The 16,958-nt window shown below is 64.2% G+C and carries 20 protein-coding genes; 11 read left to right on the forward strand and 9 right to left on the reverse strand.

Annotated features, from left to right (window positions below):
• Positions 1–93 precede the first annotated feature (93 nt).
• Together ligD and ku are read right to left on the reverse strand one after the other, a co-directional pair.
• Positions 94–2,604: a DNA ligase D gene (ligD, locus tag NKL06_RS16560; protein ID WP_023692956.1), complete on the reverse strand. Its 2,511-nt coding sequence runs from the start codon at positions 2,602–2,604 to the stop codon at positions 94–96.
• 11 nt (positions 2,605–2,615) lie between these two features.
• Positions 2,616–3,482, reverse strand: coding sequence for a non-homologous end joining protein Ku (gene ku, locus NKL06_RS16565; RefSeq protein WP_023672038.1), 867 nt, complete (start codon positions 3,480–3,482; stop codon positions 2,616–2,618).
• 345 nt (positions 3,483–3,827) lie between these two features.
• Between ku and NKL06_RS16570 the strand changes: the two genes are divergently transcribed.
• The 4 genes from NKL06_RS16570 (at position 3,828) to NKL06_RS16580 (ending at position 4,903) form a co-directional block, all read left to right on the forward strand.
• Complete coding sequence (locus tag NKL06_RS16570) at positions 3,828–3,977, forward strand: hypothetical protein (protein ID WP_196813601.1); 150 nt, start codon at positions 3,828–3,830, stop codon at positions 3,975–3,977.
• Between the two features lie 269 nt (positions 3,978–4,246).
• Positions 4,247–4,411 (forward strand): hypothetical protein, encoded by a 165-nt coding sequence (locus NKL06_RS32750; RefSeq protein ID WP_280790545.1) that lies wholly within the window; start codon positions 4,247–4,249, stop codon positions 4,409–4,411.
• Positions 4,357–4,584, forward strand: a complete 228-nt coding sequence (locus tag NKL06_RS16575; protein WP_280940135.1) for a thiol-disulfide oxidoreductase DCC family protein — start codon at positions 4,357–4,359, stop codon at positions 4,582–4,584. Before NKL06_RS32750 ends, NKL06_RS16575 begins: the two co-directional genes overlap by 55 nt.
• 4 nt (positions 4,585–4,588) lie before the next feature.
• Entirely contained in the window at positions 4,589–4,903 is a 315-nt protein-coding gene (locus tag NKL06_RS16580) for a hypothetical protein (RefSeq protein ID WP_023692955.1), read from the forward strand.
• A 33-nt stretch (positions 4,904–4,936) separates the two neighbouring features.
• Here NKL06_RS16580 and NKL06_RS16585 read toward each other — a convergent pair whose 3' ends face one another.
• Positions 4,937–5,512, reverse strand: coding sequence for a hypothetical protein (locus tag NKL06_RS16585; protein WP_245267127.1), 576 nt, complete (start codon positions 5,510–5,512; stop codon positions 4,937–4,939).
• 49 nt (positions 5,513–5,561) lie between these two features.
• Here NKL06_RS16585 and NKL06_RS16590 point away from each other — a divergent pair, with 49 nt between their 5' ends.
• Both NKL06_RS16590 and NKL06_RS16595 read left to right on the forward strand, forming a co-directional pair.
• Entirely contained in the window at positions 5,562–5,930 is a 369-nt protein-coding gene (locus NKL06_RS16590; protein ID WP_023681239.1) for a YciI family protein, read from the forward strand.
• Positions 5,931–5,937: 7 nt separating this feature from the next.
• Positions 5,938–7,182, forward strand: a complete 1,245-nt coding sequence (locus NKL06_RS16595; RefSeq protein ID WP_023692954.1) for an RNA polymerase sigma factor — start codon at positions 5,938–5,940, stop codon at positions 7,180–7,182.
• Positions 7,183–7,191: 9 nt separating this feature from the next.
• On the opposite strand, the gene NKL06_RS16600 is transcribed toward NKL06_RS16595, so the two are convergent.
• From NKL06_RS16600 to NKL06_RS16610, 3 genes are all read right to left on the reverse strand, one after another.
• The gene (locus NKL06_RS16600; protein WP_023692953.1) at positions 7,192–7,818 is read right to left on the reverse strand and encodes a glutathione S-transferase family protein; all 627 of its coding nucleotides are present in this window, start codon (positions 7,816–7,818) and stop codon (positions 7,192–7,194) included.
• Positions 7,819–8,001: 183 nt separating this feature from the next.
• Complete coding sequence (gene cysK, locus NKL06_RS16605; protein ID WP_023692952.1) at positions 8,002–8,976, reverse strand: cysteine synthase A; 975 nt, start codon at positions 8,974–8,976, stop codon at positions 8,002–8,004.
• Positions 8,977–9,153: 177 nt separating this feature from the next.
• Entirely contained in the window at positions 9,154–9,771 is a 618-nt protein-coding gene (locus NKL06_RS16610; RefSeq protein WP_023692951.1) for a LysE family translocator, read from the reverse strand.
• A 179-nt stretch (positions 9,772–9,950) separates the two neighbouring features.
• On the opposite strand from NKL06_RS16610, the gene NKL06_RS16615 reads away from it, so the two are divergent.
• Entirely contained in the window at positions 9,951–10,856 is a 906-nt protein-coding gene (locus NKL06_RS16615; RefSeq protein WP_155927230.1) for a hypothetical protein, read from the forward strand.
• Positions 10,857–10,880: 24 nt separating this feature from the next.
• On the opposite strand, the gene NKL06_RS16620 is transcribed toward NKL06_RS16615, so the two are convergent.
• The 3 genes from NKL06_RS16620 to hrcA all read right to left on the reverse strand — a co-directional run bounded on the left by NKL06_RS16620 (position 10,881) and on the right by hrcA (position 13,658).
• On the reverse strand, positions 10,881–12,230 hold the full coding sequence (locus tag NKL06_RS16620; RefSeq protein ID WP_023692949.1) for a PQQ-dependent sugar dehydrogenase: 1,350 nt from the start codon (positions 12,228–12,230) through the stop codon (positions 10,881–10,883).
• Positions 12,231–12,335: 105 nt separating this feature from the next.
• A complete protein-coding gene (locus tag NKL06_RS16625) occupies positions 12,336–12,536 on the reverse strand; it encodes a hypothetical protein (RefSeq protein WP_023692948.1) in 201 nt (66 codons plus the stop codon).
• Positions 12,537–12,572: 36 nt separating this feature from the next.
• Entirely contained in the window at positions 12,573–13,658 is a 1,086-nt protein-coding gene (gene hrcA / locus NKL06_RS16630; protein WP_023681233.1) for a heat-inducible transcriptional repressor HrcA, read from the reverse strand.
• Positions 13,659–13,806: 148 nt separating this feature from the next.
• On the opposite strand from hrcA, the gene rph reads away from it, so the two are divergent.
• The 4 genes from rph to hemW all read left to right on the forward strand — a co-directional run bounded on the left by rph (position 13,807) and on the right by hemW (position 16,928).
• The gene (gene rph, locus NKL06_RS16635; RefSeq protein ID WP_023672052.1) at positions 13,807–14,523 is read left to right on the forward strand and encodes a ribonuclease PH; all 717 of its coding nucleotides are present in this window, start codon (positions 13,807–13,809) and stop codon (positions 14,521–14,523) included.
• Positions 14,524–14,713: 190 nt separating this feature from the next.
• Entirely contained in the window at positions 14,714–15,124 is a 411-nt protein-coding gene (locus NKL06_RS16640; RefSeq protein ID WP_023692947.1) for a VOC family protein, read from the forward strand.
• Complete coding sequence (gene rdgB / locus NKL06_RS16645; RefSeq protein ID WP_023692946.1) at positions 15,124–15,771, forward strand: RdgB/HAM1 family non-canonical purine NTP pyrophosphatase; 648 nt, start codon at positions 15,124–15,126, stop codon at positions 15,769–15,771. Before NKL06_RS16640 ends, rdgB begins: the two co-directional genes overlap by 1 nt.
• Entirely contained in the window at positions 15,771–16,928 is a 1,158-nt protein-coding gene (hemW, locus tag NKL06_RS16650) for a radical SAM family heme chaperone HemW (RefSeq protein WP_023681230.1), read from the forward strand. The genes rdgB and hemW overlap by 1 nt, the downstream gene beginning before the upstream one ends.
• The last annotated feature ends 30 nt before the right edge of the window (positions 16,929–16,958 follow it).

The following is a 16,958-nucleotide window of genomic DNA, read 5'->3' on the forward strand; positions in this document are numbered from 1 at the left end:
AGGTGAGCTGCGCCTCGAAGCTGCCAATCTCCCCCCTTGAGGACAGAGGGGGGTGTGACGGAACGCTTGCGTAGCAGGTGAGGCGCGCGACGCTCACCCCCGCTTCAGCACCTTCGCCTGCTCGAAGAAATCCGCCCACGGATCGGCCTTCTCCAATTCCTTCAGCGTCGTCTTGTCGCCGATCGGGAAGGAATTCGGCGCTAGCCCCTTCTCAACCTCCGCCCACGTCACCGGTACCGAGACCGTCGCGCCCTTCTTGGCGCGGGAAGAGTAGGGCGCGACGGTGGTCGAGCCCCTGCCATTGCGCAGATAGTCGACGAAGATTTTTCCGGTGCGCGCCTTTTTCGACAGCGTCGCCGTGTAGCGGTCGGGCGCGGCCTGCTCCAGCGCCTTGGCGAAATCATGCGAGAAGGTTTTGACCGCCTTCCAATCCGCCGACGGCTTCAGCGGCACCAGCACGTGATAGCCCTTGCCGCCTGACGGCTTGACGAAATTCGGCAGCGACAGATCGTCGAGCTTGCCTCTGATGTCGAGCGCGGCCTCGCGCACCGCCTTGACGTCGACGCCTTCGTCGGGATCGAGATCGAAGATGATCTGATCCGGCTTTTCCAGCTCATCGATCTTGCAGCCCCAGATGTGGACCTCGACCACGCCGTACTGGACCAGAGCGGCAAGGCCGTCGAAATCGCGGATGAACAGGATTTCCTCGCCATCGGTCGGGTCCTTCATGCGGGCAATCTTGTCGCTCATGCCGGCCGAAGCATGTTTCTGGAAGAAGCGCGGACCGCCGATGCCATCCGGCGCCCTGACCAGGCTGAGCGGCCGGTTGACGATGAACTGCTCCATGCGCGGCCAGACCAGCGCGTAGTGTTCGAGCAAGTCCTGCTTGGATATTTTTTCCTCGGGCCACAGCAGCTTGTCGGGATGGGATAGTTTTACGCTGGTCGTGATCGTCGCGGGCGCCTTAGCCCCGGCGGCCTTGCCGGCGCCGCCTGCCGCCGGCTTTGCCTTGTTTGCCGCCTTCGATGGCTTTTCCTGCACGACTTCCTCCGCCGGCTTGTCCTCGCGCAGTCCCTGGAACGACGCGTGGCGTATTATACGGTCCGAGGTCCAGCTGCGGAACTCCACTTCGCCGACAAGTTCGGGCCTGACCCAGACCAAACCCTTGCCCTTTGGCACCGCGGCGGCAAACGGCGAGGCGTCTGCCTTCAGCGCATCGAGTTTTTTCTTCAAATCGGTGGCGCTCCTGGCTGTGAAGCCCGTGCCGACGCGGCCGGCATAGTGGAGCTTGCCGCCCTCGTGGTAGCCGACCAGCAGCGAACGCAGGCCGCGGCCGGTCTTGTCCGAGGGCAGATACCCGCCGATGACGAATTCCTGGCGGGCCGTGCATTTCGACTTCACCCAGCTTGGGCCACGGCCGCTGCGGTAGGGCGCATCGGCGCGCTTGGAGACGATGCCTTCGAGGCCCATGCGGCAGGCGTGCTGCAGCATGATCTTGCCGGGCTCAGCGAAATGGTCGCTGAAGCGGACGGCGGCATTTTCGGCCGTCTCGCCGAGCAACTCCTGCAGCGCCTGCTTGCGCTCGACCAGCGGCTCGCGGCGCAAATCCTTGCCCTCAAGCCGCATCAGGTCGAACACATAGTAGGTGAAGCGGTCGGTTCGATTGGCGGAGAGATCCTGCTGCAGCAGCGAGAAGGACGAAACGCCGCTGTCGGCGAGCACGACGATCTCGCCATCGATGATGGCGTCGCTGCATTTCAGCTGGGCGAGTTCCGCGACGATCTCGGGGCCGAATTTCCCCGTCCAGTCGAGGCCGGTGCGGGTCAGCAGCCGCACCTCCGTGCCGGCGATCTGCGCCTGCATGCGGTACCCGTCGAACTTCACCTCATGCAGCCAGTCCTCGCCGGGTGGCGCCTCGCGCTCCAGCGTCGCCAGCTGCGGCTCGACGAAGTCGAGGCGCTTGCCGGCTTTCGCCTTGCTGGATGCCGCGGGCTTGTTGGAGTGCCAGACCTTCGGCTTCTTGCCGTCGGCGGTCTTGCCTTCCGCGACCTCTTCGATGGTCAGGCCGGACTTCACCGATTTCGGTGCGTCCTTCAGGATATCCTCGCCGGGGCGGGCGGCGGCATCGTCGGATTTGATCAGCAGCCAGTTGTCGCGCTTTTCGCCCGGGCGGGGTCTTAACCTGACCAGATGCCACCGCCCATTCAGCTTCTGGCCGTTGAGTTCGAAGTCGATATGGCCCTTCTTCATCGCCTTGGCCGGGTCGATCTCCGGCGTCCATGTGCCTTCGTCCCAGACGATGACGGTGCCGCCGCCATACTCGCCCTTGGGAATGGTGCCCTCGAAGCCGGCATAGTCGATCGGGTGGTCCTCGACATGCACGGCCAGCCGCTTCTCGTGCGGGTCGAGGCTCGGGCCCCGCGTCACCGCCCAGCTCCACAACACGCCCTCATGCTCGAGGCGGAAATCATAGTGCAGCCTGGTCGCGTCGTGCTTCTGGACGACGAAGATGCCGCCGGGCTGCTTGCCGCGCGCGACCTTGCCCGCCGGCTCGGCCGTCTTCTTGAAATCGCGTTTGGACTGATATTGTTCGAGGCTGGCCACGGCGCCGACCCTCAAGCCGACTTGCGCTTGGGCGCAGAAGCTTTCGCCTTGCCGCTTTTTGCCGCCGGCTTGGCCTTCTTCGCCGGGCCTTCCGCCTGGCCGCCATCGGACAGGCTCTTCTTCAGCGCGTCGAACAGATTGACGACATTGGACGGCTTGGGCGCGGCCTGCGCTTTCGGAGCCTTCTTTCCGGCCTTCTTGGCGCGGATCAGTTCGAGCAGCGCGTCCTCATACTTGTCCTCGAATGTCGACGGATCGAACTTCCCCTTCTTCTTGTCGATGATGCGTTCGGCCATATCGGTCATCTCCTGGTCGGTCTTCACCGCCTTGATGTCGCCGAAGATGCTCTCCGGCTCCCGCACCGTGTTGCCGTAGCGCAAGGTGGTCAGCACCATGCCTTTGCCGCGCGGCTCGATGACCACGGGCCGCTCGCGGCTATAGAGCACGACGCGCGCCAGCCCGGCCATCTTCTTGTCCGCCATGGCATCGCGAATGACGGCAAAGGCCTCCTCCGACACCTTGTCGGCGGGCGTGACATAATAGGGCGTGTCGAGATAGATCTGCTCTATCGAGGCTTTGTCGACGAAGCCGTCCAGCGCCATCGTGTGCGAGGACTCGATCTGCACCGCTTCGATCTCTTCGTCCTCGACATAGACGAACTCACCGGGGCTCACCTCATAGCCCCTGATCTCGTCGCCATCGCCCAGCGGCTTGCCGGTTTCAGAATCGACATAGATGCGCTTGACCGTGTTGCCGGTCTTGCGGTTGAGCACCCGGAACGAAACTTTTTCGGCGTGGGTGACGACGTTGGTCAGTTCGACAGCGCAGGTGACCAGCGACAGTTTCAGATAGCCCTTCCAGGCGGGGCGAGGTGCCATGGCGAACTCCTGCGCGATGCGGTTCAAGCGAGAACGGGCAAGGCCCGTTCCGGTTCCGGGCGCGCAACCAGGGGCATTTCGGCAGCGAGCATGGAAATTTCGAGAGGCTCGCCAAATCTGAAACAGAACCGCGCCCAAGCGACATCCAGACGAAACATATGTGATGCAAAAGTCACAATGCCGGAAATGGCGACGAACTACACCGAAAGACCCCCAAACAGCCGCATTCCGGCCACGAAGCATGGGGTTTTCGACCAAAGATTAACATCGTGTTCACCGACTATTCACGCCTCGACACTATGATCCCCGCAATCGGACGGGACATCCGAAAATCGGGACAGGGACTTGAGTAAAATGAAATTCTGGGGCCACATCGCCGGCTATGCCGCCGCCATCCGCGAGTTCATCGCGCCGACCTATCGGCCGGAGCGCTACTACATGCGCGGCCCGGGTCCGGCCTGCGCCCGTCGCGGCAGCTCGCTCGGCGCGCACTGATCATGACGTTCGAAACGCGTCACGACAGCCGGATCTGCAGACCGGAGGCCGATCCCCGCGCAACCACCTATCGCGCCGAGCGCCCCGCGCTGGCCGCGAGAAGCCGTGCGACAAGGCCGCGGCTTTGATCCCGCTGCCGGCGGGCTTAGTGTCTGAAGACACAAGTTGCCGGATGTCCCGTGACTTCTTCTCCTGAACCCTTCGATGCCAACCAGCCATTGATCGTTTTCGACGGCGTCTGCGTGCTGTGCTCGGGCTTCGTACGCACGGTGGTCGGGCTCGACCGCAAAAACCGCTTCCGCTTCGCCACGGCGCAGTCGCCCTTCGGCGAGGGCTGTTCCAGAGATACGGGCTGCGCACCGACAGCTACGAGACCAATCTGGTCCTTGTCGGCGGCGCTCCCTTCATGCGGCTGGACAGTTTCATCGCGGTGATGGCCGCCGAACTCGGCTGGCCGTGGCGGGCGGCGAAGGCCCTGCTGCTCATCCCGCGCCCCTTGCGTGACTGGCTCTACGAACGCATCGCCAAAAACCGCTATGCCACGTTCGGCCGCAAGGACAGTTGCGAGATCCGGTCCGCCGCGATACGTGCGCGCGTGATCGGCTAATCGCATGTCACCCAAAAGTGACCTCCAGTTCTGGGAAAACGACATACGCAAAAAGAGCGGCGCCATGAGGCTTCTGGTCGTTGGCGGCTATGGCAATTTCGGCGGCCGCATCGTGCAATTGCTGGAGAGCGAGCCCCGCCTGATCCTGCTCGTTGCCGGGCGCTCACTGGCCAAAGCCGAGGCCTGGTGCAACATCCGCACCGGCGCGGCGGCGCAACTCGTGCCGGCGCGCTTCGGTCGCAATGGCGACCTCGCGCAAGGCCGGCCTGTTCATTCGCGCCTCAGTCCGGCAGCGCCGCGACGGCGACGATCTCGATGACGATGTCTGCCTGGGCAAGCGCTGCGACGCCGATTACCTCCGAAGGCGGCGGATTGTTGTCGCTACAATGCTTCGGACAATGCTCGGCGAAAAACGCGTCCAGCACGTCGAGACGAAAATTAGGCGAGCTGAGGACGCCGCCGTCGGGAAATGGCCCTTTGACGAAAAAGGTCGCCTGATGAGATGGTCGAGCCCGCTGCCAAGTTCTTCCAGATCCGATTTGATGTTGCCGAGAACTTCCCGCCACTGCGCCGCGGCATCGCCGGCGAAGCCGCCACCCTTCTTGGCGGCCGGATCGTAGTCAGCCGATGTCGCGGTGTTGCCGCAGAGATAGACGGTGCCTTTCGCACCGCTGACGACCGTGCCTTTGCCCCATGGCATCAACCGGCCGTTCTTGAATTTCTTGTGGGTCACGAGTTCCATTCTCTTCTCCCATGCCTCGTGTGACGTGCCCGCCAACGACAGAGGATAGTGCTGTGCGGAGCCACGGCCAGTCCGCTGCCGGTCATCCGCCAGCAGACGGAGGAACATCTGGTCCTTGCGAAATCTCCTGGCGGAGGCGAAAGTTTTTTCTGAAGCCTGTCGAAATCGGCCGCCGCCGCGCGACATACGTCTGGCCCCGCTAGGACGCGGCCTTCGAAACCACGGGAGAAGACCCATGCGATACATGCTTTTGATCAACAGCGACGAAGCCGCGCAGGCGAACACGCCAATCGAAAAGGCTCAGCAGATGAGCGCAGCATATGCCGCCTATACCGAAGCGTTGAAGAAATCCGGCGCATGGCTCGCCGGCGAACGGTTGCGCCCGACCCAGGCGACCACCTCGGTGCGGATCACAGACGGCAAGACCAACGTGATCGACGGCCCCTATGCCGACACCAAGGAGCAGCTTGCCGGCTTCTACATGATCGAGGCGGCCGATATCGATACCGCCATCGACTGGGCGGCGCGCTGTCCGGCGGCGAGCGCCGGCACGGTCGAGTTGCGGCCGATCTGGGAAATGGCCGACTACATGCCCAAGAAATGACAATGTGATGGACAGTCGCCCGGAGATCGCGCGGGCGGCGGCCGAAGCGGCCGCCCGGCAGAGTTACGGCAAGCTGGTCGCCTGGCTAGCGGCGCGCACCCGCGACGTGGCCGGCGCCGAGGACGCGCTGGCCGAGGCCTTTGCCGCGGCGCTGGAGCGCTGGCCACAGACCGGCGTGCCTGAGAAGCCTGAGGCATGGCTGCTGGCCGTCGCGCGCCGCCGTGGTGTCGATGCGGTGCGCCGTCGGCTGACCAGCGAGGCGAGCCGCGACCATCTCAAGCTGATGGCCGAGGAGATGGAGGCGAGCATGGAAGACGAAGACCTGCCCGACGAACGTCTCAGGCTGATGTTTGCCTGTGCGCATCCGGCAATCGAAGCCAGCGTGCGGGCGCCGCTGATCCTGCAAACGGTTCTGGGTTTCGACGCGGCGACGATCGCCTCGGCCTTCCTGGTTTCGCCGGCGACGATGGGCCAGCGTCTGGTGCGCGCCAAGAGCCGCATCCGCGAGATCGGCATTCCGTTCCGCGTGCCGGATCGCGCCGAACTCGGCGAGCGGCTGGAAACGGTGCTGGAAGCGATCTACGCGGCTTTCGCCGAAGGCTGGACCGACCCGGCAGGGACCGAGACGAGAGCGCGCAATCTGGCGACCGAAGGCATCTGGCTCGGGCGGCTGGTGGCATCCCTGATGCCGGACGAACCGGAAGCGCTCGGCCTGCTGGCGCTGATGCTGTTTGCCGAGGCGCGGCGCTCGGCGCGGCGCGATGCGGCTGGAGATTATGTGCCGCTCGCCGACCAGGATTGCCGTCTTTGGGATCACGCGCTGATCGACGAAGCCGAGGCGCTGCTGGGCCGCGCCGCCACCATGGGCGTCATCGGCCGCTATCAGCTCGAAGCGGCGGTACAATCGGTGCATGCGACGCGGCGACGGACCGGCCAAACCGATTGGGCGGCGATCCGTAACTTCTACGATGCGCTGTCGGCGATATCAGGCTCGCCGGTGATTTCGATCAACCGCGCCGTGGCGATTGCCGAGGCCGAAGGGGCGGCGGCAGGACTGGCGGCGCTCTACGTGCTGGGCGACGACAAGCGGCTCAACGACTATCAGCCCTATTGGGCCGCTCGCGCCGGCCTGCTGGCCAGGCTCGGCAATGCGGCGCAAGCGGTCGAAGCCTATGACCGGGCGATCGGCCTTGAACGCGACCCCGCCGTGCGCCGCTTCCTGCAGGCGAAACGGGCGATCCTGCGAAATTGAAGCGTCCGTTCAGGCCGGCCACATCTCATGCGTGGTGTTGAGCCGTTTCATCAGCGGATGCGCGCGCAGCGCCGACCATAAGCGTTCGATGTTCGGCCAGTCGGCTCGCGCCTTGTCCATATCGGGGTGCCAGGCCACCAGCATGACGAGGTAGATGTCGGCCAGCGACATCGCGTCGCCGACCAGCCAGCCGCGCCCCTCGAGGGCTGCATCGACAATGGCGAAGCCGCGGTCCATCTCGGCAATGGCTGCCTGCTTGACGGCTTTCTTGCCGTCGGCATCGGTGGTGTAGCGATGGGCATAGTAGAGGCGCAGGATGGCGGGGTAGAGCACCGACGACATGAACGCCATCCAGCGCAGGAAACCGGCGCGATCCGGCGATCCGGCGGCCGGCGCCAAACCCGCCTCCGGATGGCGCTCGGCAAGCAGGATGCAGATCGCCGCCGATTCGGTTATCGATTGACCGTTGGGCAAGGTCAGCACCGGAACCTGGTTCAACGGGCTGATGTCGAGGAAAGCCGGGTCCGGCGGATCCTTCTTGGGCACATCGATCTGGTCGAATTGCGCGTTTGCCAGCGCCAATGCGGCCTCGACGACGAAACCGCCACTGCCTGGGCGCGTGTAAAGTCTGTACATGAATGTCCTCCCCGGCCCACGCGGGCCGTTGGAGATTTGCACCGGCAGAGCGCCGCGCTCAAGCGGGTCGGCCCGGTGCCACGCGGTATTTTGTGCGGTCCAGACGGAGCAAGTGCTGGAGGTGTCGGCGGGACAGAAGGAGGTACGGATCGCTACCTATCCGTCCTTCCCGCTCCGCGAAAACTAAGCGCCCAGCCCGTCGAACAGGATCGTCGACAGATAGCGCTCGGCGAAGGACGGGATGATCACCACAAGGTTCTTGCCCTTGTTCTCCGGCCGTGAGCCGACGACGATCGCCGCTTGCAGGGCGGCGCCCGACGAGATGCCGACCGGCACGCCTTCGAGGCGGGCGACGAGGCGGGCATTGGCGACCGAATCCTCGTTGGAGACCTTGACGATCTCGTCATAGATCGAGGTGTCGAGGATCTTGGGCGCAAAGCCGGCGCCGATGCCCTGGATCTTGTGCGGGCCGGGCTGGCCGCCCGACAGCACCGGCGAGGCCTCCGGCTCGACGGCGACGACATGCACCGAGGGCTTGCGTTGCTTCAGCACCTGGCCGACGCCGGTGATCGTGCCGCCGGTACCGATGCCGGCGACGAAGATGTCGACCCCGCCATCGGTGTCGTTCCAGATCTCCTCAGCGGTGGTGCGGCGGTGGATCTCCGGGTTGGCCGGGTTTTCGAACTGCTGCGGGATGACGGCGTCGGGCAAGGTGGCGGCCAGCTCGTCCGCCTTGGCGATGGCGCCCTTCATGCCTTTCGGCCCTTCCGTCAGCACCAGTTCGGCGCCGAGCAGCGCCAGCATCTTGCGGCGCTCCACCGACATGGTTTCGGGCATGGTCAGGATCAGCTTGTAGCCCTTGGCGGCAGCGGCGAAGGCGAGCGCGATACCGGTATTCCCGGAGGTCGGCTCGATCAGCGTCGTCTTGCCGGGTTTGATCCGGCCCGACGCTTCCAGCGCCTCGATCATCGAAACGCCGATGCGGTCCTTGACCGAGGCGATCGGATTGAAGAATTCGAGCTTGGCAAGAAGGTTGGCAACGACGCCCTTCTCCTTGGCGAACTTGTCGAGCCGCACCAGCGGCGTGTCGCCGATCGTCTCGGTGATCGAGTTGTAGACACGGCCGCGGCCGGGCACGCGCGCGGAAGGCTTGTTCATTGGTTTCGCTCCCAAATCAGATCAGGCAATTGGCGTCGGCGGACAGAATAAGGCTTTCGCCCGCGCAAGATAGGCTGCCGGCCGAAAATATCGAGTGGGCCGCTTGCTGAAAACGCTTGCCTTCCGAAGCCGCATTTCCGGATGGACCGATCGGCGGAATGAATTGCCTGAACCGATCTACTGACGTGCGGCAATGGCTGCGGCCGCGCCCACCATGAAGCCAGCGGCGGTGCGGTTCAGCGCCTTCAGCGCGCGCGGCGATTTCAGGAACCAGCGCGCCTTGGCGGCCAGCGCCAGATAGGGCACAAGCACCACGAAGAGCACGATAACGGTGAGCGCGACCAGGATGCCGTAGTCGGCGAGCGTGATGGTCTTCAGGTCGACGATGGTCGGCGTGATGGCGAGGTAGAAGATCATCGTCTTCGGGTTGCCCAGCGTGACGGTGAGGCCGGCAAGGAAGCTCGATACCAGGCCGCCCTTGCCTTTCCTGGCCTCGACAGTCTCGGGCGTGATCCCGGCCGTCCAGAAACGCCAGCCGAGGAAGGCGAGATAGGCGACGCCCAGCCATTTGATGACGAGAAACACCATGCCGAAGCTTTGCGCGACAAAGGCAAGGCCGAGCACCACCGCGGTGAGATAAATGAGGTCGCCGAGCATCAGGCCGAACGACATCGCCAGCGACGAGCGGAAGCCGGATCCGAGCGCCCGCGCCACAAGCGCGGTGACGCCGGGGCCGGGAATGGCGGCGGCGATGCCCAGCGCAGCACTATAGGCAAGGAAGCCGGTGAGGGTCATGACGGTCGCACCTCGTGAAACGACTCTGATGCCATGAAAAGCCTGCAACGGCAAAACGGATTCGATTGCGCCAAGCAGGACATGAAAGCCGGTCATCATCGCCTGAAAGCGAGAGATGGTTCACTTACGCCTCGAAGGCGGTCGGCTATCTCGCATGGCTCCGAACGGCAGGAGCACCCATGTTAGCCAAAAGACTTCACATCCAGCTTATGAAGTGGATGCCCAACAACTATTCCGAAGCACGCGGTCACGTCCACGAGCTGGAATGGTATCTGTGGTTCGAGGGGCGTCAGGCTTTCAGCCTGTTCGACAAGGGCGATAGCGATGTCGTTCCGCAGACTGGATATTTTACCGACAGCCGGGACCCTGGCGCTCACCCCATTCGTCCGATGATCTATCCGCTGGTAGTCAACAACCGGTTCAAGGTGCGACTGGTGGCGATGGAGCGTGACGGACCGCAAAAGATAGACCCCGACGACACCGCCAAAGGCGAATTCTACATCGACCTCGACACCAAATATCCGCCGGTCTCCGACTGGCGCATCATCCCTGCCGATCCGCGCAGTACCGACCTCAACGTGGAAGCGTCGTTCCAGCTGCAATGGCTGGACTATGTCGATACCGCCGAGATTGCCGAGGATGGCCCGCCACGCATCATCGACAAGTCCAACTATCCCTATCCGTGGGGCGCCAATGTGATGGTGTTCGAGCACTGGCTCGGGCTTGGCCGCAAGGCGCCGCTCAAACTCATCGACCCGAACCGCGCATCGCGCCGCGAATACTGGATGATCAATGGCAATGCGGCCCGGCGCATGGTGCAGGACCTCTATCGCTTCAACGTCAACCAGCTTGGCGTCGCCAACGACACCATCAGCAGTGTTTACGTGCCGAAGCTCAATGCCGGCCACGTCACGGTGACGCTTTACGAACACGATTTCAGCGACGGCCGCTTCGCGCAAGGGGCGAAGAAGTCCTTCGGCTCGGTCGGCCTCTTCAATCTCAGGGATACCGGTTTTGATGACCGCGTCTCATCGGCCGAGGTGATCCATACCTATCCCAAGGTGATCCATCGGGACGTGCATTAGGGCCGGATTGCGCTGTTCGCCGGCTCAGGATGGGCCATCGACATGGGTGATGCGCCAGATGGTGCCGTTGCCATCCTCGGTTACGATAAGCGCGCCGTCCTTGGCCACCGCGACGCCGACCGGCCGGCCCCAGACGGCGTCGTCGGAGAGGACGAAGCCGGTGATGAAATCCTGGTACTCGCCGGTCGGCTTGCCGTCGCTGAATCTCAGCCGCACCACCTTGTAGCCGGTCCTCATACCACGGTTCCAGGAGCCGTGCAGGGCGACGAAGGCGTCACCCTTGTACTCTGCCGGGAAATTGCCGCCGTCATAGAAGGCGATGTTGAGCGGCGCCGAATGCGCCTGCATCAGCACGTCGGGCACGGTGACCGAGCCGGCGAGGTCTGGGCGCGCGCCCTCGTGACGCGGGTCCTCGTTGGCGCCGATATAATACCAGGGCCAGCCATAGAAGGCGCCGTCCTTGACTGAGGTGGCATATTCGAACGGCACATCGTCGCCGAGACCGTCGCGCTCGTTGACGACACACCACAGCGCGCCGGTGGCCGGCTGCACGGTCATGCCCGAGCAATTGCGCAGGCCGGTAGCGAGGATGCGGCCATTCTTGCCGTCGGGGCCGAAGGCCAGCACGTCGGCACGGCCATCCTCGGAACCCCAGGTGGCGCCGAGTGGCTGTGATTTTGCCCAGGCGTCAAGGCCGCCCTTCGGTGCCTTCTGCATGCCCTCCGCGACGTTCGATCCGGAGCCGACCGAGAGATACAGCGTCTTCCCGTCCGGCGAGAAGGCGATATCGCGGGTCCAGTGGCCGCCGGTAGGGATGTCGGAGACAATCGTCTCCGGTTCGCCGGAGGCTTTAAGGTCGCCGTCGCGGTAGGCGTAGCGGACCACGCTGTCGTTGTTGGCGACGTAGACCCATTGCGGCTTGTCGCCAGGCGGGTAGAAGGCGATGCCATAGGGCTGGTTGAGATTGTCGGCAAAAATGCCCTCTTCGGCCGGCTTCGCGCTACCCTTGGCCAGCCGATAGACGCGGATCTGGTTGGCGTCACTGTCGGCGACGAACAGGTCGCCGTTCGGCGCCACGCGCACGACCCGCGGATTGGAAATGCCGGAAGCAACCAGTTCGGCCGAAAACCCAGGCGGCAGGACGGGCTTCGCGCCCTCGGGCCGATCGCCGAGGCCGGCGCTGTTGGAGGCGGATCCGGTGATGTTGGGTCTTTTCAGATCATCCGGCCTAATCAGCCGGCGCACACCTGGCTTGTCGGCCTTCCAGTCGCCGAAAGCGTCCTTGCCGGTCAGCAGCAGTTGATCAGCCTGCTGGGCGAAGGCGCTGGTGGCCAGAAGCAGGGCAAGGCCTGCGAAGCCGGCAATCCGGATCATGCTGTTCTCCTCGAACTCGCGCCGTCGGCGCGTCACGACAAGGGAGATATTGTGCGGCCGCCGCAAAAGAGAAGCGTGCGCGCGCAGATTCGACGAGAGAACCGCTCAACTTTCCTCTTCGACGTCCAGATCGTCGTCGAGACGCTTTTCCAATTCGACAAGATCTTCCGGCAGCGGCAATCCCATGGCGCGCATTTCGCGCAGTTTTTCGCGCAGCTGCTCCTGGATTTCGTGCTCGTCCTCCGGCTGGTTGACCATTTCTTCGAGCAGCATGCTGATCTGGGCCTTGAACGATTCAAGCGCCATTCTGCGCCCTCCTTTACGGTGATCACGGCTTCGGAATTATCTTAACATCCGGGTAATCAATTGGGCCGTGTAGTCGACCATCGGCACGATGCGGGCATAATTCAGCCTGGTCGGGCCGATGACGCCGAGCGCGCCGACGACGCGGGCGTCCTTGTCGCGGTAAGGTGCCACGACCAGCGACGAGCCGGAGAGCGAGAACAGCTTGTTTTCCGAGCCGATGAAGATCCGCACGCCGGGGCCGTCCTCGGCGAGGTCGAGCAGCTGGATCAGCCCGTCCTGCGTCTCCAGATCCTCGAACAGGTGGCGCAGCAATTCGATATCGGCCTGGGCGGTGACGTTTTCGAGTAAATTGGCGCGGCCGCGCACGATAAGGCGCGCCGGCAGGCCGCTGTCGGCGCCGGCCCACACCGCCAGGCCTTTCTCGACCAGGTCCTGCGACAACGTGTCCAGCGCTGCCCTGGTCTCGTCCTTGATGCGGGCGATCTCGATGCGCGCCTCGGCGAGCGTGCGGCCCCTGATATGGGCGTTGAGGAAGTTGGAGGCCTCGTGCAGCTGCGAGACGGTGATGCCGGCCGGCAGGTCGACGACGCGGTTCTCGACATCGCCATTCTGCGACACCATCACCGCCAGCGCCTTGGTCGGCTCGAGCTGGATGAACTCGATGTGCTTCAGCGCCACCTCGTTCTTGGTGGCGAGCACCAGGCCGGCGCCGCGCGACATGCCCGACAGCATCTGGCTGGCCTCGGTCAGCATGTGTTCCAGCGTCGCGCCCGAGCCGGAGGCGCGCACCTGCGCCTCGATGACCCGGCGTTCCTCGTCGGAGAGATCGCCAAGCTCCATGAAGGCATCGACGAAGAAGCGCAGGCCGGTCTGGGTCGGCAGGCGCCCGGCCGAGATGTGCGGGGCATAGATCAGGCCGAGATGCTCGAGGTCGCTCATCACGTTGCGGATGGTGGCCGGCGACAGCGACGACGGCAGGATGCGCGACAGGCTGCGCGATCCCACAGGCTCACCGTCCTTCAAATAGGATTCGACGATGCGCCTAAAAATGTCGCGCGAACGCATGTCGAGCGATTGCAGCGCGGGCGCCAGCAGACTGGGTTCGGTGACTGCCTTGGTCATTCGAGCCAAAAACCTCCGGCCCAAGGATATAGACTTCCATCGCTCCCGCGCAACCCGGCGTCTATATGGGGCCTTTTCCTTTGCGCCATGGGCTGCATGCGTCTACAAGCCGCCGACGCAACCGTAAAAAGAACAGAAAGAGGCCTCGATGCGCCCTTCCAAACGCCAAGCCGACGAAATGCGCGCCATCTCCTTCGAGCGCGGCGTCTCCAAACACGCGGAAGGCTCGTGCCTGGTGAAATTCGGCGACACGCATGTGTTGTGCACGGCGAGCCTGGAGGAAAAGGTGCCGGGCTGGATGCGCAATTCCGGCAAGGGCTGGGTGACGGCGGAATACGGCATGCTGCCGCGTTCGACCGGCGAGCGCATGCGCCGTGAAGCCTCGGCCGGCAAGCAAGGCGGCCGCACGCTGGAAATCCAGCGGCTGATCGGCCGCTCCTTGCGCGCCGTTGTCGACCTGCAGGCACTGGGCGAACAGCAGATCACCGTCGACTGCGACGTCATCCAGGCCGATGGCGGCACCCGCACGGCCTCGATCACCGGCGGCTGGGTGGCGCTCTACGATTGCCTGCGCTGGATGGAAGCGCGGCAGATGGCCAGTGTTGCCAAGGTGCTGAAGGACCATGTCGCGGCAATTTCCTGCGGCATCCATGACGGCCAGCCGGTCATCGACCTCGACTACATCGAGGATTCATCTGCCGGCACCGACGCCAATTTCGTCATGACCGGCAAGGGCGGCATCGTCGAGATCCAGGGCACCGCCGAGGGCGAGCCTTTCTCGGAAGGGCAGTTCGCGGAGCTGATGGGCCTTGCCAAGAAGGGCATTCAGCGGCTGGTGAGCTTGCAGCAGATGGCTGTGGCTTGATTGAATTTAACGTGATGACGTCGGCGATCCTTCACACCCCCCTCTGGCCTGCCGGCCATCTCCCCCGCAAGGGGGGAGATCAGAGGTCGCTACCGTTTTCGCCAACCATCAACGTTGAGACGCCGCCAGCGGAACTGCCAATCTCCCCCCTTGCGGGGGGGATGCCCGGCAGGGCAGAGGGGGGTGCCTGATGCAACCCTCCGCTATTCTTGAGTCAGCGCTTTACGTCACGGATCTCGCCGCTGCCGAAGCCTTCTACTCCAACGTCCTCGGCCTCCCTCTCCTCGGCAAGGTCGACGGCCGCCATCTCTTCTTCCGCTGCGGCCCGGGCGTGCTGCTCATCTTCAACGCCGAAGCCACCAAAATCCCGCCGGCGCCCGATGCGCGGCTGAAAGTGCCGCCGCATGGCACGGTCGGCGAGGGCCATCTCTGCTTTGCCGCAAGTGAGGATGAACTCGCACAGTGGAAGGCGCAACTTGAGGCGAAAAACATCGCCATCGAAAGCGAATTCGAATGGCCGCAGGGCGGGCGCTCGATCTACATACGCGACCCCTCGGGCAATTCGATCGAATTCGCCGAGCCAAGGATCTGGGGCCTTTGATGCATTCTCTCGATGGAAAGAAGATCGTCGTTGCCAGCCACAATGAAGGCAAGCTGCGCGAATTCGCCGATTTGATGGGTCCGTTCGGCTTCGAGGCGAAGTCGGCCAAGGACTACGGCCTGCCGGAACCGGAGGAGACCGGCACCACCTTCGAGGAAAACGCCTACATCAAGGCCTTCGCCGCGGCTAAGGCGACCGGCCTGCCGGCGCTGTCGGACGATTCGGGCCTGTGCGTCGACGCGCTCGACGGCGCCCCCGGCGTCTACACCGCCAATTGGGCCGAAGCTCCCGATGGCAGCCGCGACTTCGGGATGGCCATGCAGCGCACCGAAGTGGCCTTGCAGGAGGTCGGCGCCGCCAAGCCAGCGCAGCGCAAGGGGCGGTTCGTCGCCGTCATCTGCCTGGCCTTCCCCAATGGCGAGGCTGAATATTATCGCGGCGAAGCTGAGGGAACGCTGGTGTGGCCGCCGCGCGGCGAACTGGGCTTCGGCTACGACCCGGTGTTTTTGCCCGACGGTTTCGACAAGACGTTCGGCGAGATGAGCGCTGAGGAAAAACACGGCTGGAAGCCCGGTCAGCCGACGGCGCTGTCGCACCGCGCCCGCGCCTTCCAGAAATTCGCCCGCGCCAGGTTAGGCTCAGCTTAATGTCGCTGGACCGCAGCCCGGGCTTCGGGGTCTACATCCATTGGCCGTTCTGCGCCGCCAAATGCCCGTATTGCGACTTCAACAGCCATGTCCGTCACCAGCCGGTCGACCAGGAGCGCTTTGCCCGCGCCTTCGAGAACGAGCTGAAGACCATGAGCGAGCGGACCGGGCCGCGCGAAGTGACCAGTATCTTTCTCGGCGGCGGCACACCGTCGCTGATGCAGCCGCAGACGGTGGCGGCGGTGCTGGACGCCGTGGCGAAGAACTGGACGGTGCCCGACGGCATCGAGGTGACGCTGGAAGCCAATCCGTCCTCGGTCGAGGCCGAGCGATTTCGCGGCTACCGCGCCGCCGGCGTCAACCGTGTGTCGCTCGGCGTGCAGGCGCTGAACGACAAGGATCTGCGCTTCCTCGGCCGGCTGCACAATGTCGACGAGGCGCTGCATGCAATTGGCCTGGCACGGGACATATTCCCAAGACTTTCCTTCGACCTGATCTACGCCCGCCCCGGCCAGACGCTGGATGACTGGCAGGCGGAGCTCGAACAGGCGATCGGCCATGCCGCCGACCATCTGTCGCTCTACCAGCTGACCATCGAGGAAGGCACGCCGTTCCATGCCCTTCATGCGGCGAACAAATTCATCATCCCCGATAATGACCGGGCCGCCGATCTCTATGCGCTGACGCAGGAGATCACCGCAGCGCATGGCCTGCCGGCCTATGAGATTTCCAACCACGCCAGGCCGGGCGCCGAGAGCCGGCACAATCTGACCTATTGGCGCTATGGCGAATATGTCGGCGTCGGACCGGGCGCGCATGGCCGCTTTATCGAGAACGGCCACCGCACCGTGACGATCGCCGAGCGGATGCCGGAGACCTGGGCCAATCTGGTGGAGGCCAGGGGCCATGGCGTCACCGGCGGCGAGATCCTGACGCGCTCCGAAGAGGCCGACGAGTTCCTGCTGATGGGGCTGAGGTTGGCCGAAGGCATCGACCTTTCCCGCTACGAGGCGTTTTCCGGGCGCGGCCTGTCGAGCGCCCGGCTGACCGTGCTGCAGGATGAGGGGCTGGTGGCGCCGATCGGCAATGCCAGGCTACGCGCCACGCCAGCCGGCATGATCGTGCTCGATGCCGTGGTGGCGGATTTGGCGCGGTGAGCCCACAGGGCAAATGGCCGGGCTGTTGGA

Source organism: Mesorhizobium sp. C268A, from assembly GCF_040324475.1.
Taxonomy (GTDB): domain Bacteria; phylum Pseudomonadota; class Alphaproteobacteria; order Rhizobiales; family Rhizobiaceae; genus Mesorhizobium.

Bases quoted from the DNA above. Each gene is read 5' to 3' on its own strand.
- hemW (WP_023681230.1), top strand. From the start codon at position 15,771: ATGTCGCTGGACCGCAGCCCGGGCTTCGGGGTCTACATCCATTGGCCG.
- NKL06_RS16615 (WP_155927230.1), top strand. From the start codon at position 9,951: ATGTTAGCCAAAAGACTTCACATCCAGCTTATGAAGTGGATGCCCAAC.
- NKL06_RS16625 (WP_023692948.1), bottom strand. From the start codon at position 12,536: ATGGCGCTTGAATCGTTCAAGGCCCAGATCAGCATGCTGCTCGAAGAA.
- NKL06_RS16620 (WP_023692949.1), bottom strand. From the start codon at position 12,230: ATGATCCGGATTGCCGGCTTCGCAGGCCTTGCCCTGCTTCTGGCCACC.
- cysK (WP_023692952.1), bottom strand. From the start codon at position 8,976: ATGAACAAGCCTTCCGCGCGCGTGCCCGGCCGCGGCCGTGTCTACAAC.
- NKL06_RS16595 (WP_023692954.1), top strand. From the start codon at position 5,938: ATGGACAGTCGCCCGGAGATCGCGCGGGCGGCGGCCGAAGCGGCCGCC.
- NKL06_RS16585 (WP_245267127.1), bottom strand. From the start codon at position 5,512: ATGTCGCGCGGCGGCGGCCGATTTCGACAGGCTTCAGAAAAAACTTTC.
- hrcA (WP_023681233.1), bottom strand. From the start codon at position 13,658: ATGACCAAGGCAGTCACCGAACCCAGTCTGCTGGCGCCCGCGCTGCAA.
- NKL06_RS16580 (WP_023692955.1), top strand. From the start codon at position 4,589: ATGTCACCCAAAAGTGACCTCCAGTTCTGGGAAAACGACATACGCAAA.
- NKL06_RS16640 (WP_023692947.1), top strand. From the start codon at position 14,714: ATGCAACCCTCCGCTATTCTTGAGTCAGCGCTTTACGTCACGGATCTC.
- NKL06_RS16610 (WP_023692951.1), bottom strand. From the start codon at position 9,771: ATGACCCTCACCGGCTTCCTTGCCTATAGTGCTGCGCTGGGCATCGCC.
- NKL06_RS16600 (WP_023692953.1), bottom strand. From the start codon at position 7,818: ATGTACAGACTTTACACGCGCCCAGGCAGTGGCGGTTTCGTCGTCGAG.
- ku (WP_023672038.1), bottom strand. From the start codon at position 3,482: ATGGCACCTCGCCCCGCCTGGAAGGGCTATCTGAAACTGTCGCTGGTC.
- rdgB (WP_023692946.1), top strand. From the start codon at position 15,124: ATGCATTCTCTCGATGGAAAGAAGATCGTCGTTGCCAGCCACAATGAA.
- NKL06_RS16590 (WP_023681239.1), top strand. From the start codon at position 5,562: ATGCGATACATGCTTTTGATCAACAGCGACGAAGCCGCGCAGGCGAAC.
- rph (WP_023672052.1), top strand. From the start codon at position 13,807: ATGCGCCCTTCCAAACGCCAAGCCGACGAAATGCGCGCCATCTCCTTC.